A 13,560-nucleotide genomic window follows, 5' to 3' on the forward strand; every position below is an offset into this window, starting at 1 on the left:
TGATTTAATCGCACGTCCGCGCTCGAGCCGCTTTTGCGTGTGAACAAGGCGCGGTGACCGCCGTGCAGTCATTCTGCACAAAGGAGCCGCAACGCCGTTCCCACGCAAAAGCGGCCGAGCCCCTGCTTTTAATGGCTTGTGGGGTTGGTGCCCCCTGTTCCCCGATCCTGCGTTGCGCCGCTTGCGGGTAGAACCACTACCCGCTGCACGACGCGCCTTGTCTCGGAAAACAGGGGGCACCAACGCGGACGTGCGATTAAATCAGCGTCTCCCTAGGGAACACTGATTTCAGAGTTTCCCTGGATTAGCGGGTTTCGACCTGCCAGTTCGAGAGCACCGGTTTCTTCGATACCTCGACGTCCAGGCTCTCCAGCCACTGGGCGACCACGTGGTTCGAGTTGTGGCGCAGAGTGTAGGCATCCGGGTGGTGGACGAAGCTCATGCCCCAGGCCGCCGAGTCGACGCGCTCGTCGGCTCCTTCTTCCCATATGGCCTCGAGCTTTTCGATCAGCGCCTGCGCCCGCGTGGCGGGGACCTCGATGTGGTGGATGTCCTCCAGCGGGACCCGCAGACTCGTGCGCACGGCGGCGTTGAGATCGGCGCCCTCAAGTTCCTGGCGCCCCAGTGCTGCGCGGGTCGAGGCGAAGACGGCCGCCAGCATCGCACCCGGTCCGGTATTGCGTTCGACATAGAACGACCAGTCGCCATAGGAATAGCGCAGCCAGTGCCCGGGCGGCTCGGTCGGCAGCACCAGGCTGGAGTGGCGGCCATGGTCGAGCACGGCCACGGTCACCGGGTCTTCGGGTTCCGCCGGGGCCTTGAGGGTGGTCGGGGCGCAACCGGACAGGAGCCCGGCCAGGCCGATGACCAGGATCAGGGATGGCCAGCGTGTGGTCTGCCTTGGGCGCATGGTTCAGGGGGCCTTTGGCTATGTGTGTCGACGATCGCGACGGGCGATCGAATCGTTGTCCGTCACCCGCTCGGGCGGGTTCCATTGACTTGGTTCGCGTTGAGCGAGATTAGCATGGCCGGGAATGGTGACGACGAGTGCGTTCGCGACGGCCCTGCGGCACAATGGCGACCGTGTTTCCTCGCGGAAGGTGACAGTGGAAGATCAAACGGCAGTCGGGCTGTGGACGGCCCTCGGAATTCTGGCGATCGTGGTAGCCGGCCTGGTGGGTTTCTGGGTTGGGCGCGTCACCAGTGACGAACGCAAACTGATCCGCGAGCTGGAGGAAGAGCTGGATCGGCGCATGCAGGAACTGACGCGCTATCGCGGTCAGGTCAACGACCACTTTGATCGTACCGCCACCCTGTTCGCGACCATGGCCGGTTCCTATCGCGACCTCTACCACCACCTCGCCCAGAGTGCGGAGGAGCTGGCAGACAAGCCGACCCGGGACCGCCTGGAGGATCGCGCGGGGCGCCTGTTGTCGAACGTGCCGAATCGTGATTACGGCGGCAGTCCGGGCGAGGGCCGCAGTCACCGCGAACGCGACTCGGAGCCGGAGGGCGATGTACCCGACCGGCGCTACGAGAGCGACTACCGCGAGTCCTCCGACGCCGAACAGTCGCCGTCGCGTCCGCGGGCCGATTAGGCGGGCGAACCCTCCTTCTGCTGCCGGTGCGTAATCGGATGAGCAGACCAGAGAAAGGCCGGGCGAATGCCCGGCCTTTCTGTTTGTCGGGGTGGCTATAGGGGAGTAACGGGATTAGAGCGCCGAGATTTCCGCGCGGATCTGGTTGTCCAGATTCTGTACCCAGTTGTTGTAATTCGGGTGGATGCGACCATCTTCGTAGTTGAGGTTCGAGCTGTCCTTGTAGCGGATGCTGTACGCCCCGTCGCTGTAGGGGATTTCGACCACTGCAATATGGTCGCGCAGCGACAGCCGACCTTCGAGCAGGCCGGGCTCGGTTTCGCTGATCTGCCAGCCCAGTGCCGTGCCGGCGTTGCGGATCGCCTGCTGCATCTGCTCTGCGCTTGGGCGCTCGCCGTGCACATCGGTGATCGTGGTGTCGCTGACATCATGCACCGGTGCGGTACCGCGGCAGCCCGCGAGTACGAGCACGCCGGCCACGAGCAGGATCAGCAGGAGCCTTGCAGACATTGGTGTTGTCCTTGATGGTGGATGATCACCTGGCAGTGTAGGCAGCGTGACCGCGAATTGCCATGCCCGCCCTGGAAAAAGGTTTGTGAATCCGAGCCTTGTCGCGGTTTTCAGGGTCTGCGAAGCAGTCCCAGATGCCTCAATAGACCAAGCGGGTGCAGGCCACGTGCCAGCAGGCGCAGGGCGACCATCTGGATAATGCGCAGGGTATCCGTTGCGGCGCGGAAATGGCTGGCGCGGTGCTGGTCCGGGTAGATGCAGCGCACGGGTACCAGGGTGACCGGGAAGCCCAGGCGCTCGGCCTCGATCAGGACCTCGCTCTCGAATACGAAGCTGCGGCGCTCGCCATGGGGTAGATGCAGTTGTCGCAGCAGTGCTGCCGGATACAGCCGAAAGCCGGACTGCGAATCGCGCAGCGGCTGTCCCGAGGCCCAGCCAATCCAGAAGTCGGCGGTGCGGTTGCCGAACAGGCGCAGAGGGGGCGTTGCTTCCCGGCCCTTGAGTCGTGCCCCGATCACCAGATGGTGAGGGTGGGTGTGCCAGGCGGTGATCAGGTTCGGGATCTCCGAGGCATCGTGCTGGCCGTCCGCATCCAGCGTGATTACGGCATCCGCTCCCTGTTCCAGGGCGTGCTGCATGCCCGTCCACAGCGCATTCGCCTTGCCACGATTGCGGGGTAGTCGCAGGAGTTCCACCATCCCGGGCTGTGTCTCGACCCGTTCGGCAGTGCCGTCCTGCGAGCCGTCGTCGACCACGATTACCCGGTCGACATGGGGGCGCGTGGCCGCGACGACGGCGGCGATCGTGGGGGCCTCGTTATGGGCCGGTATCAGCGCGTGGACGATCGCCATCGGTTCGGGTCAGGCCAGTGCGCCATTGATGCCGATCACCTGGCCGGAGACATAGCCGGCGTGATCGGAGGTCAGATACGCCACCAGTCCGGCGACTTCCTCGGGGCGTCCGGCGCGCTGCGCGGGCACCATGCGCCTGATCGTCTCGGTGTCGAAGCTCGACTCGCTCATCGCGGTCTCGATGATCCCCGGCGCGACCGCATTGGCCGTGATGCCGCGCGACCCGACCTCCTGCGCCAGAGAGCGAATGGCCCCGTGCAGCCCGGATTTGGCCGCGGCATAGTTGGCCTGGCCGCGGTTGCCCACCACGCCGGCCACCGAGGAGATCGCAATCACGCGCCCCCAGCGGGTGGTGATCATGGGCAGTAGCAGCGGCTGGGTCACGTTGTAGAACCCGTTGAGTGCGACGTCGATCGGCCGGGCCCATTGTTCCGGGCTCATGCCGGCCAGCGGCGCGTCGTCGTGCACGCCCGCGTTGTGAACCAGGATCTGCACCGGCTGCGCAGCCGCGACGGGCTCCAGCTGCGCCCGCGCGGCAGCGGCGTCGGTGATGTCGAAGACCAGGACATCCGCCTGACCGCCGTCGGAGTGGATCTGTTCCGCCAGGTCCCAGGCGGGGCCCGGGTTGCGGTGTGCGTGCAGCAGGACCTCGCAGCCGCTGTCGGCCAGGGCCCGTGCGATGGCCTGGCCAATGGCACCGCTGGCGCCGGTGATCAGTGCGCGATGGCTCATGTCGGGGTGTCCTCGGTTTGCAGGATCACGGTCGCGCGTGCGGACAGGACGGGCTCGCCGTCGGCCGATACCTCGAGATCATAGATGGAGCTGTTGCGATCCGACATCACGCTGCGGGCCGTGATGTCGAGGTCCACGTTCAGGTCGTCCAGCACCGTCCGGTGCACGCGCAGGTTGCGGACCGCGGCCAGGAAGCCGGGCTTGGGTGGTCCGGCGTCGGCCAGCAGGGCGCCATGCACGGCCATCGCCTGGGCGCCGTACTCCAGCGCCGACAGGGCCGGGAGCCCGGTGGTGTTGCGCAAGGGGTTATCAGGGGCGCGGTGGCTGATGGCGCGGCAACGGATCGCCTGTTCGTCCCATTCGACCACCGTCTCCAGCAGGCACATTGCGCCTGCATGCGGCAGCAGGCGGCAGATCGCCTCGTGGTTCAGTTGGGGGCTGGCGGCCTTCATGTGTGGGATCGTCCTGATCCGTCGCAGAGAGTGAGGCGAACCGCGGAAAGATCAGGGCGTGACGCGGATCTCCAGCGATCGCCCCAGCGGCGCGGCAAGCGTAACATGACCGCCTTCGCCGCGCGCGAGGACCTCCAGCAGGGGCAGGGCACGGGCCGCGGGGTTGGTGCCGCGCAGGGCCTCCAGCGAATCCTGGCGGCAGGGGGTTGGATCGCCTCCTTCGCCCAAGGCCAGTTCGAGGGTGGGCCGCCCGGCAACGGCGGGGCCCAGGCGCAGACCGACGGCGAACGGCTCGGTGATGGGCCGTACACGCCGGAACGTGGCCATGGAAGCGACATCGTAAGCAGCCAGCAGGACCTCGCCACCGTCAGCCTGCAGTAGCGTGGCGGCCTCCAGCAGTCCTGCCGCCAGCGTCGCATCGAAACCGGAGATGGCCGTTGCCGGGGCTGGATTTCCCGTCGCGATCGACCAGTTGCCGGCCGGCGCGTTGTGTACCGAGTTGTGGAACTGCACGGGCGAGACCATGGGCTCCGCCTGTGTCAGGGCCTCGCAGATGCGGTCGATGATGTCCATGTCCCCGGAGGACGAGGCGAACACCGAGCGCAGCTGGCTGCGGTCGCAGTCGGCTGTGGCCTCCTCTGCGGCCTTCAGCGCCAGGCGAATCGTGTCCGTCGTGCGGCGGCGCTCGTTGGCCGGCAGCAGGGTGGTCGGCGGGATGGTCACCGGCGCCCGCTCATAGGGCTCCTGTCCGGCGAGGACGGGGCGTGCCGAGGCGAAATCGGCCAGGCCCGGGCCCAGCAGGCCAACGCCCGCAATGCCAACCTTCATGCGGCCTCCAGCAGCAGGCTGCAGTTGTTGCCGCCGAAGCCGAAGGCATTTACGAGTACATGGCGGATCTCGCGTTCCTCGGCGACCCCTCGGGCGTCCAGTTCAAGCTCGGGGTCCGGACGGTCCAGTCCTGCCGTGGCGGGTACGAAGCCCCGCTCCAGGCTGGCCAGTGCCTGCGCGACCCCGACGGCCCCGGCCGCCCCGAGGGTATGGCCGGTCAGGCCCTTGGTGCCGGTGGCGCGGCTGTCTGCACCAAACAGGCGCGCCAGGGCGCGTGCCTCGGAGCGGTCGTTGGCCGGGGTCGCGGTGGCATGCATGAGCACATAATCGATGGCCCCGGCGGACCGCTGTGACCGCGTGAGGGCCTGCTCCATGGCGCTCGCGGCGCCGAGTCCCTCCGGATGCGGGGCCGACATGTGGTGGGCATCGCTGGATTCGCCGTGGCCGATCAGCCGGGGACCGGCCGCGCCGCTGTCGGGCCTCTCCAGCAGGAAGAAACCGGCGGCCTCGCCGATGGAGATGCCGGCGCGCTCGGCATGCAGCGGGCGGCAGGGTTCCGGTGCCACGAGTTGCAGCGCATTGAAGCCGTGCAGGGTCATCCCGCAGAGACTGTCCACACCGCCGACCACCGCCGCATCGCAGAGCCCCGCCGCAATAAAGCGTTCGGCATCGGCAAAGACCTTGGCGCTGGACGAGCAGGCCGTGGAGACCACCATCGCCGGGCCCCGCAGGCCGAGCCGGGTACCGACGAAATCGGCCAGCGAGAACATGTTCTGGGTGTGCTGGTAGTCGTAGTCCGGTGGCAGGTCCCCGGTAGCCGGGTCGCGGCGGTGGTAGGCCTGTTCCGTCGCGGCAATCCCCGAGGTGCTTGTGCCCATCAGGACTGCGATACGTCCGGCACCGTAACGTTCGCGCGCGGTCTCGACGGCCTCGATGAAGCCATCCTGCCGCAGCCCCAGCTCGGCCAACTGGTGGTTGCGGCACTGGAACGGGGCCAGGTGATCCGTCAGCACGATCTCCTCCACATCCGTCACACGCCCGATGTGGGTGTCCAGCTGCACGGAGTCCAGGTCGCAGGCGCGCAGTCCGCTATGCCCTTTGAGCAGAGCATCGGCATTGGCCTGGCGGCCGGTTCCGGTGGCGGAGGTCAGGGTGTGGGCGGAGATGACCAGTGGATTCATTCGGCGGGCTGCGGTTGGCGGGACTGTTGGCGGTGGGGTCAGGGATTGTTGGTGACTACTGTACGGCGCGACCGGGGGGGCTGCGCCAGAAGCGCGGCTGCGAGAAAGGAAAATACCACGCCCAGTACTACCGTGAGCCCCATGGCGCGCAGTACCGGCAGACTGGAAAGGGCCAGCAGGCCAAACACGGCCACGGTGGATAATGCGCAGATGCTGACCGAGGCGGCTGTGTTCTGCCGTGCGCGCAGGTCGCTCAGCGGGCGGCTGAAAAACACGGCGTAGTCCAGGCACAGGCCAACGATCAGCAGCAGCGCGATCAGGTGGAAAAGGGACAGGGGAATTCCGAGCAGGATCAGCGCAGCCACGGTCAGGACCAGCCCGCTCCCTACCGCGGTCAGGATGCGCAGGCTGCGCCCGGGCGCGCGCGTGACCAGCAGCAGTAACAGGGCGACGGCCACCACGCCGAGGGCCAGCCGCTCCAGCGCCTGATCGCGGAATCCGCTGACCAGGTCCTCCGAGGCGCGCAGAAAATCCACGTGCTGCACGCCCACATCGGCCAGGCCGGGCAGGTCTGCCAGCGGTTCCCGCTGCAGCCATTGTCTCACCGCGGTTGCATCCTCCACGCCGCTGAGCCGCACCCAGGCCAGCCAGTCGCCGCGGTCCACGTCCGGCATCAGCAGAGTCCCTGTCGTCTGGCGCAGCGGTCCTTCCGGAAGCGTCTCCGGTGTGAGCGGCTCCAGGTCGCGGGTCCGGGCCACATCCTCCAGAAAGGGCTCGAAGGCATCCGCGCGGAAACCCAGCCCGTCGACCGCGGTGTCCAGTCGCGCGCGCAGGGTGTCCGCGGCGGGCAGGGCCTCCTGGCGTATGCGCTGCAAGGTCTGGCTCGGCAGGACCTGGGCCGCATGGTCGTAGTCCGTCAGCGTCCCCTGGTCGCGCAGATCTTCAAGGCCCGGGTTCAGCGCTTCGATGGCCTGTAGCGCCCGCTCGGGGTCCGGAGCGGTAATCAGCAGGGCATGGCGGATATCTGGCAGTCCCAGGGCGTGGCGCAGTTCGCGGTCGCGGTCGATGTGCTCCTGCGGGACCGGGTGCAGGGCGCCCAGGTTGCCCTCCCAGGGGAACGGGTCGGTGCTGGCGATAACCACCAGCGCCCCCAGCACGGAGGCGGCCAGGATCCAGCGCGCCGCCACCGGAGGCTGCGTCAGAGCGGCCGGTACCGGGAGGCGGGCCGGTGGTACCCCGTCACGCTGCAACGCCTGTGGCATCAGGCGAGGCAGTACCCAGCGCGTGGTGATCGCGGCCACGCCAACTCCGGTCAGCACGAACAGCCCGAGCTGGGCCATGCCGGAAAACCCCGTGATCGCCATTAGCGCGTAGACCAGTACCGTGCTCCCGGCGCCCAGGCCAATCGCCGGCCACAGCTCGCGTGCCACGCCGCGCATCCCGTCACGCGGGGGCGGCCGGCTGTGCGCGAACAGGTGCAATGGGTAGTCGAGCGCGATGCCCAGCACGGTAATGCCGAACGCCAGTGCGATCCCGTGCAGGTGACCGAATACCATTGTCACCACCGCGGCGCCGGACAGAATGCCGGTCGCCAGTGGAACGGCCGCGAGCCAGACGGGGTGGGGGTGGCGGAACACGACCAGCAGGAGTGTGGCCAGGGCAAGGCTGGCGGCCAGGCTGAAGGCGGTGATCTCGCCCCGGATGCGCCCGCGCGCTTCGACCGCAATCACGGCGGGCCCCGCGATGAGCAGATCCAGGTCGTCCGCGTACTCGGCGAAGGTCTCGTCCAGCGCCTTCAGGAGCGCTTGCTGACCGTCCAGATCCATGCCTTCAGCCGCGCTGTGCAAGACCAGCAGGGCCCGCTCGCGCTCGGGGTCGACCCAGACGCCGTGGCGGTCGCGTTCGCCCCCGCCACCAGCCTGTCCCAACTGTTCGAGCACCACCAGTGATTCGCCCGTGGGGTCGCGGCCGATCAGTTCCCGGGGCATCAGCGGGGCGGCACTACCGAGGTCCTCCCGACGTTCCTCGAGCTGGTCGCGCAGGGTGTCGACAGAGAAGCGCTCCGGGGTGACCTCGGGGCTCAGGAGATAGCGGTGCTCAAGCAGGAAATCCAGGGCGGGGTCATCCGGGTCGAGACGCCCGTTACGGATCTCCGCGACCGCGGGGTGGTCGCGCAGCGCCTGGACCAGATGGTCGCTGGCATCCGCGCGTGCCCGGCTGTTCCCGCCCTCGAGGCCCAGCAGCAGGATCTGTCCGGCCGGGCCGCCCCCGGGGTCCAGCGCCACCCCGGTCTCGGTGACCGGCTCCGGGGTGAAGCCCTGGAGGTCGGTTACCAGTTCGCCCCGCCACAGCAGGATGCTGGCTGCCACCAGCAGCCCGATCAGCCAGAGTGCCGGTCCCGGTGACAGGGGAAAGCGATTCGGCACCAATCAGTCGCCGTCTTGCGGATCGAGCTGCATGCGGCTGTGGCGCCCTCCGGACTCCTCGGTATCCAGGCGCAGGAGGGCACCGCCCTCGCCCTGGAGGTTGAGTCCGAGGATCATGCGCCGAAGGGCGCGGTCACGCGGAGTGAGTTCCAGCTTCCAGGCCTCCAGGTCGCCTTCGGTGTCGACTTCGAAGTGTTCTTCCAGTCCCTCGCGTTCCCCCTTGGCAAGGGAGCGGAACAAGGCGGCAAACGCGGCCAGGCCCGGCTGCTCGTCCAGGTCCACCTCGCGGCTGGAGCCTCGGCGCTCCACGATTACCTGGCGTCCCTCGATACGCACGCGTTCACCGCCGTCGCCATCCATACGGCGCTCCAGAGTATCCGGCGGCTCGAACACCAGCGTGCCGGTACGGGTCTCGGGGAATTCGAGCAGGGGGTCCTGACGGGTTTCGCGAAAGTCGATACGTGATGGCGGATTGTCGGCCAGTGCTTCCAGGATCTGGTCCAGTGTGTCGCCGGAGGTCTCCGCCTGTGCGAACAGCGGGCAGGTCAGCAGGAGCACCGCCAGGGCCAGTACCCGCACCCTGGGCAGTTGCCGGAAACAAGGCTTAGCGGGACGAGTCATTCCAGAAATCATAGAAGTTGAACCAGTTGTACGGGGCCTCGCGCACGCGCGTCTCGAGGCGATCGGCGTAGCGTTGCACCCATTCGGCCAGGGCCTCTTCGCGTCGGCCGCGGGGGGCCTCGAGGACGTCGGCAAAGCGCTCAAAGACGATATCGTAGCGATTGCCGCCGCGATAGAGGCCGAAGCACAGGATGACCGGGACCTTGAGTACTGCGGCCAGCAGCAGCGGGCCCTGGGGAAAAAAGGCCCGGCCCCCGAGGAAACGGCATTCCACCATCTTGTCGCTCTCGGCCACGCGATCGGCCAGGGTGGCCACAATCCCCCCCTGTTCCAGACAGTCGCGCGCGTGCAGCAGGGTCTCGGTGTCGCCCAGGGGAATGACCGACGCGGCGACCTCGGGGTTGAGCGCCTCCAGCAACTGGGTGATGCGCTGGTTGTGATCGCGGTACATCAGTACGCGCACCGGAAAGTCGTTCTTGCCGACCGCCAGTACCCGCAGGGCCTCGAAACTGCCCAGGTGTGCCCCTAGCAGCAGGGCCCCGCGGCCGCTTTCGACGTGCTCGAGGAAGATCTCGCGCTCGTGAACATGAAGATCCAGGCACGCGTCCTTGCCGGCTAGTAGAAACACACGGTCCAGGATCACGGCCGCGAAGCTGTGGAAGTGTCGGGCGATCTCGCGTAGACGCGGCTCGCGCCCGAGCACACGGCGCAGGTAGTCCCGGCTGTAACCCCGGGACTTCGGTGCAAACAGGAGAAAGTAGGCGGTGATCGGGTAGAGCAGTGCGCGTCCGGCCGGCCGCCCGAGATGCAAGGCGACCCACAGGATGATGCGCAGGGCCAGGGGGGACCCTCGCTCCCCCTGGCTGAACCACCCGCGGCTCATGCCGATTGACCGTCGTCGTGCAGCCTCAGTTGTCCGCTACACAGGAGTTCGGGTGTCTCTGCGCCATTGCCGATAACGCGGAATGCCCGCAGGCCGCTGGTACCGGGGGGATCAATCTCTACTCGGAAGTCGACCTCCGGGAGCAACGGCGCCAGGAATTTGGCCCGTGCCAGGGTGGCCACCGGCCCCAGACCGCTTGCGCGCGCGACGGCGTCCACCGTGTCCAGGATGACCACGCCCGGTACCACGGGCTGGCCGGGGAAATGTCCGGGCAGCGAGGGGTGGCTGGCCGGGATGCGGTGCGTGGCGGTGATCGGTCCCATTGCTCAGGCGCACTGGCTGTGCTGGTGCAGCAGGTCCAGCAGGACCTGGCGCGGGACCTTGCCCGTCGCGCTGCGGGGAAGGGTATCCACTCGGATGAGCGGGCGCGGGAGGAACAGTGGGTCCGTGGTTTCGGCCAGTGCGGCCAGGATCTCGGCTTCGGAGCGTTCGGGCGCGACGACAATCGCGGCCAGGCGTGCAGTCCCGCTGTCCTGCCCCGGGTCGGGCGGGATGAACACGCCGTCCTGTACGCCGGGGATGGCGTTCAGGCGCCGGTTCAATTCGGCCAGCGAGGCGCGTTTGCCGGCGATATTGAGCTGATCCGCCAGGCGACCGCGCATGCGAAAGTGCTGGTTATCTTCCCGCTCGATACGGTCGGGCAGGGGAACCGGTGCCGGATGCTGGGGCCCCTGTACCGCGACCTGTTCGCTGTCCCGCGTCGTCAGGGCAATCCCGTCATAGACCGTCCACAGGTGCTCTCGGGCCGTCTCGCGGCTGGCAATCGCCCCGGCCTCGGTGCAGCCGTAGATCTCGCGGACGGTCGTGCCAAACAGTGTTTCCGCGGCCTGGGCCCGGTCTTGTTCCAGTGGGGCCGTGGCGCTGAGGATGCGCGCCGCCCTGGGCCAGGTGAGCCCCGCCCGCAGGCAGGCGTCCAGGTGAAACGGGGTCGTAACAAGGTTCGCCGGGGCATGCTCGGCCAGGGCCTGGCGGATATCGTCCGGGAAGAATGGGCGCTCGGCCAGCAGGGTGCAGGGGCCGAGCAGGGCATACAGCACCGTGGATTCCAGGCCGTACATGTGCTGTGCGGGGACCGTCCCCACCAGCGTTCCCCCGTCGGTATCCAGTCCGAAGCGGCGCAGGGCCTGTGCCGTCACGACATGAAGGCTGCTCCAGCTCCTGCTGTGGGCAGTGGGCTGTCCGGTACTGCCCGAGGTATAGGCGTGCACCGCAACCTGATCCGCCGGGATCTCCGGGATCGCGCCCACGTCATGGGTGTGCTCCGTGCCGCCTGCGGTGACCGGGATGGCGGGGGTGGTGACCAGGAGGTCCCGCTCGTCCACCAGGGCGTGCGCGCCCGGATGACGTTCGGCGATCTCGCTCAGGGTGGTGCGGGCACGGTTCGGGGGAAGGATGCTGGCACCGCCGCGTAGCAGGATCGCGGCAAACGCGACCGCAAAGCGATAGCGATCCTCGCAAAGGTTGAAGTGGGCTCCGCCGGCCGGGATTCGTCGGGCGAGGGTGCGGACATCCGCCAGAAATGCAGCCCGCGAGACACGGCGGCCCGCCACCCAGGCCAGTGGCGTTGGGTGGTCGGCAATCAACGCTAGCGTGTTCGAGTTCCTCATCGTTGCCTCAGGATGTGGCGGTGGTCGGCGCGCGCCAGTGCGGCGAGGTAGCGCAGGAAACCCGCCCGGGGTTCGTCGCGCAGGAGCCAGCATCGTAATGGATATTCCAGCATGAACAGAGCCGCCAGGAACAGATAGTTGATCCCATTTGCGAATATGGCCCAGGTGGTGGTGGATACCGTCACCGCGAGGACCGCCGACAGCAGGGCCAGCCCACCGCACAGCAGGGCCCAGGCAACCGTAAGCCGCCGCGTATAGCGATGCACCGGCGGGCTGTCGGAGGCGCCCATGGCCAGTGCATACCGGGTGATCAGGGGCGTGGAGCCCGGGCGCAGGGAGCGGGCAAACAGCCAGGCCAGGGCCCCCTGAACAAGCACCGGTACCGCATAGATCAGCCATTTCCCGGCTGGCTCGGTCCCCAGAAGCAACGCTAGCACGACCAGCGCCAGGGCCATTACCGCTCGGCCGAGTACGGGCAGGGCCGGCCAGGCCAGGACCAGTATGAGCAGCACCAGCCAGGTCAGCGGCAGTTGCGGCAGCTCCAGGAAGCTGCCCGCGATCACGGCCACCGGGTAGCCCAGGGCTACCGCGGCGGCGAGACGGGGGCTCACGACGTGGCTCGATGCGCCTCGATATGGGCGGTCAGGGCCCGCAAGGATGCGAATATCTGGCGGTTGTTCTCGTCATCCGAACGGATCTGCACACCATAGGCACGCGAGATGGCCAGCGCCAGTTCCAGCGCATCGATCGAGTCCAGTCCAAGGCCCTCGCGGAACAAGGGGGCCTCCGGCTCGATGTCCTCGGGGCTGACCTCTTCGAGATTCAGGCTGTCGACGATCAGTCGGGCGACTTCCTGTTCCATTGCGGTTTGTGCTGCCACGTCTCTCCCCTAAATAGCGGCGTAATCCGAAATCGTCTCTCCCTGGGGAGGTGCTGGGCGCGCCCAGCACCTCCCGGCCCGGGGCCGATGATACGCAACCCCAGGGGGGCGTGGTACCCTCCGAATGCTGGGAATAAGCGGTTTTGCGGGGCGGGCCGGCAGAGTGGGTGCTCTCACGGGCTGAGGCGACTCGGCCACCAAGCGAACCGTCGGGGGGCAAGTATGGGGGGCAAGTCGTGATCGGCGGCCGGGTGGGACTGCGGCGCGTCGGGCCGGATGGGCTGCTGACCTTCGGGCTGTCCAATCTGGTCATTGTGCTAACGGCGGGGCTTAGCTGGCTCGTGCTGTGGGGGTGCATGCATCTCTGGGTGCGCAGTCTGCACTGTCCAGGGCGAGCCCCCTGGGTCATCGTCCTGGGACAGCAGTTACAAGAGGGACGCCCCGGACCGGGTTATCGGCTGCGCCTGTTGCGCGCCCTGCGCCTGTTGCGGCGCGACCCGGAGGCCCGCGTTCTGCTGCTGGGGGGCTACACCTCGCCGGAAGGGCCCAGCGAGTCGGCCGCGGGGGCGGCCTTCCTGCGTCAGCGCGGCATGGCGGCCTCTCGCATCTTCTGTGAAGAGGACTCGCGGCACACCCTGGAGAACCTGCAAAACGCCCGCGACCTGCTCGCCCAGCGTACCGGCGGCCGCCTGCCGAGCTGTGTGCTCGTGACCAGTCGCTTCCATCTGCCCCGGGCGGTGGCCATCGCGCGTGGGGTGGGACTCGAGGTCTGTCCCTGTCCTGCCGAGCGCTCACCCCGGGTGCCGCAGCTGCGCCTGGCGCGGGAAATCTGGATGCTGCACTGGTATCACACCGGGCGGCTCGTTGCCCGGTTGATTCGTCATCAGGGGATGCTCGACCGGATCAGCTGATCCCCTGCAGTAGCGTTCGC

Annotated in this window: 16 protein-coding genes; 2 read left to right on the forward strand and 14 right to left on the reverse strand. The window is 67.8% G+C overall.

Translation table 11 applies throughout. The features are described from left to right. Window positions 1–304: 304 nt before the first annotated feature. A complete protein-coding gene (locus tag F813_RS0104915; protein WP_012981881.1) occupies window positions 305–910 on the reverse strand; it encodes a DUF2459 domain-containing protein in 606 nt (201 codons plus the stop codon). 196 nt (window positions 911–1,106) lie between these two features. Here F813_RS0104915 and F813_RS0104920 point away from each other — a divergent pair, with 196 nt between their 5' ends. Further along, complete coding sequence (locus F813_RS0104920) at window positions 1,107–1,598, forward strand: YhcB family protein (protein WP_026148147.1); 492 nt, start codon at window positions 1,107–1,109, stop codon at window positions 1,596–1,598. Between the two features lie 114 nt (window positions 1,599–1,712). On the opposite strand, the gene F813_RS0104925 is transcribed toward F813_RS0104920, so the two are convergent. The 13 genes from F813_RS0104925 to F813_RS0104985 all read right to left on the reverse strand — a co-directional run bounded on the left by F813_RS0104925 (window position 1,713) and on the right by F813_RS0104985 (window position 12,629). Continuing rightward, window positions 1,713–2,108, reverse strand: a complete 396-nt coding sequence (locus F813_RS0104925) for a hypothetical protein (RefSeq protein WP_017925787.1) — start codon at window positions 2,106–2,108, stop codon at window positions 1,713–1,715. Window positions 2,109–2,218: 110 nt separating this feature from the next. Beyond that, the gene (locus F813_RS0104930) at window positions 2,219–2,959 is read right to left on the reverse strand and encodes a glycosyltransferase family 2 protein (RefSeq protein WP_017925788.1); all 741 of its coding nucleotides are present in this window, start codon (window positions 2,957–2,959) and stop codon (window positions 2,219–2,221) included. A 9-nt stretch (window positions 2,960–2,968) separates the two neighbouring features. Then, the gene (gene fabG / locus F813_RS0104935; RefSeq protein WP_017925789.1) at window positions 2,969–3,691 is read right to left on the reverse strand and encodes a 3-oxoacyl-ACP reductase FabG; all 723 of its coding nucleotides are present in this window, start codon (window positions 3,689–3,691) and stop codon (window positions 2,969–2,971) included. Next, window positions 3,688–4,143: a hypothetical protein gene (locus tag F813_RS0104940; RefSeq protein ID WP_017925790.1), complete on the reverse strand. Its 456-nt coding sequence runs from the start codon at window positions 4,141–4,143 to the stop codon at window positions 3,688–3,690. The genes fabG and F813_RS0104940 overlap by 4 nt, the downstream gene beginning before the upstream one ends. A 51-nt stretch (window positions 4,144–4,194) precedes the next feature. Further along, window positions 4,195–4,971 (reverse strand): beta-ketoacyl synthase chain length factor, encoded by a 777-nt coding sequence (locus F813_RS0104945; RefSeq protein ID WP_012981887.1) that lies wholly within the window; start codon window positions 4,969–4,971, stop codon window positions 4,195–4,197. After that, window positions 4,968–6,152 carry a beta-ketoacyl-[acyl-carrier-protein] synthase family protein gene (locus F813_RS0104950; RefSeq protein ID WP_017925791.1) on the reverse strand — a complete coding sequence of 395 codons (1,185 nt, stop codon included), beginning with the start codon at window positions 6,150–6,152 and terminating at the stop codon, window positions 4,968–4,970. The genes F813_RS0104945 and F813_RS0104950 overlap by 4 nt, the downstream gene beginning before the upstream one ends. Before the next feature lie 38 nt (window positions 6,153–6,190). After that, a complete protein-coding gene (locus tag F813_RS0104955) occupies window positions 6,191–8,581 on the reverse strand; it encodes an MMPL family transporter (protein WP_017925792.1) in 2,391 nt (796 codons plus the stop codon). After that, window positions 8,582–9,136, reverse strand: coding sequence for a LolA-related protein (locus F813_RS0104960; RefSeq protein ID WP_026148148.1), 555 nt, complete (start codon window positions 9,134–9,136; stop codon window positions 8,582–8,584). It lies immediately after the preceding gene. A gap of 46 nt (window positions 9,137–9,182) precedes the next feature. Continuing rightward, on the reverse strand, window positions 9,183–10,082 hold the full coding sequence (locus F813_RS0104965) for a lipid A biosynthesis acyltransferase (protein WP_017925794.1): 900 nt from the start codon (window positions 10,080–10,082) through the stop codon (window positions 9,183–9,185). Then, window positions 10,079–10,405: a hypothetical protein gene (locus F813_RS0104970; protein WP_017925795.1), complete on the reverse strand. Its 327-nt coding sequence runs from the start codon at window positions 10,403–10,405 to the stop codon at window positions 10,079–10,081. The genes F813_RS0104965 and F813_RS0104970 overlap by 4 nt, the downstream gene beginning before the upstream one ends. Window positions 10,406–10,408: 3 nt before the next feature. After that, window positions 10,409–11,749, reverse strand: coding sequence for an AMP-binding protein (locus tag F813_RS0104975; RefSeq protein WP_026148149.1), 1,341 nt, complete (start codon window positions 11,747–11,749; stop codon window positions 10,409–10,411). Then, on the reverse strand, window positions 11,746–12,360 hold the full coding sequence (locus F813_RS0104980; protein WP_017925797.1) for a hypothetical protein: 615 nt from the start codon (window positions 12,358–12,360) through the stop codon (window positions 11,746–11,748). Before F813_RS0104980 ends, F813_RS0104975 begins: the two co-directional genes overlap by 4 nt. Then, window positions 12,357–12,629 carry a phosphopantetheine-binding protein gene (locus tag F813_RS0104985; RefSeq protein ID WP_012981895.1) on the reverse strand — a complete coding sequence of 91 codons (273 nt, stop codon included), beginning with the start codon at window positions 12,627–12,629 and terminating at the stop codon, window positions 12,357–12,359. Before F813_RS0104985 ends, F813_RS0104980 begins: the two co-directional genes overlap by 4 nt. 236 nt (window positions 12,630–12,865) lie before the next feature. Between F813_RS0104985 and F813_RS0104990 the strand changes: the two genes are divergently transcribed. Beyond that, window positions 12,866–13,540, forward strand: coding sequence for a YdcF family protein (locus F813_RS0104990; RefSeq protein WP_017925799.1), 675 nt, complete (start codon window positions 12,866–12,868; stop codon window positions 13,538–13,540). The last annotated feature ends 20 nt before the right edge of the window (window positions 13,541–13,560 follow it).

It is taken from the genome of Thioalkalivibrio sp. HL-Eb18 (assembly GCF_000364985.1).
Lineage (GTDB): Bacteria > Pseudomonadota > Gammaproteobacteria > Ectothiorhodospirales > Ectothiorhodospiraceae > Thioalkalivibrio.

Bases quoted from the DNA above. Each gene is read 5' to 3' on its own strand.
- F813_RS0104915 (WP_012981881.1), bottom strand. From the start codon at position 910: ATGCGCCCAAGGCAGACCACACGCTGGCCATCCCTGATCCTGGTCATC.
- F813_RS0104925 (WP_017925787.1), bottom strand. From the start codon at position 2,108: ATGTCTGCAAGGCTCCTGCTGATCCTGCTCGTGGCCGGCGTGCTCGTA.
- F813_RS0104930 (WP_017925788.1), bottom strand. From the start codon at position 2,959: ATGGCGATCGTCCACGCGCTGATACCGGCCCATAACGAGGCCCCCACG.
- fabG (WP_017925789.1), bottom strand. From the start codon at position 3,691: ATGAGCCATCGCGCACTGATCACCGGCGCCAGCGGTGCCATTGGCCAG.
- F813_RS0104940 (WP_017925790.1), bottom strand. From the start codon at position 4,143: ATGAAGGCCGCCAGCCCCCAACTGAACCACGAGGCGATCTGCCGCCTG.
- F813_RS0104945 (WP_012981887.1), bottom strand. From the start codon at position 4,971: ATGAAGGTTGGCATTGCGGGCGTTGGCCTGCTGGGCCCGGGCCTGGCC.
- F813_RS0104950 (WP_017925791.1), bottom strand. From the start codon at position 6,152: ATGAATCCACTGGTCATCTCCGCCCACACCCTGACCTCCGCCACCGGA.
- F813_RS0104965 (WP_017925794.1), bottom strand. From the start codon at position 10,082: ATGAGCCGCGGGTGGTTCAGCCAGGGGGAGCGAGGGTCCCCCCTGGCC.
- F813_RS0104970 (WP_017925795.1), bottom strand. From the start codon at position 10,405: ATGGGACCGATCACCGCCACGCACCGCATCCCGGCCAGCCACCCCTCG.
- F813_RS0104975 (WP_026148149.1), bottom strand. From the start codon at position 11,749: ATGAGGAACTCGAACACGCTAGCGTTGATTGCCGACCACCCAACGCCA.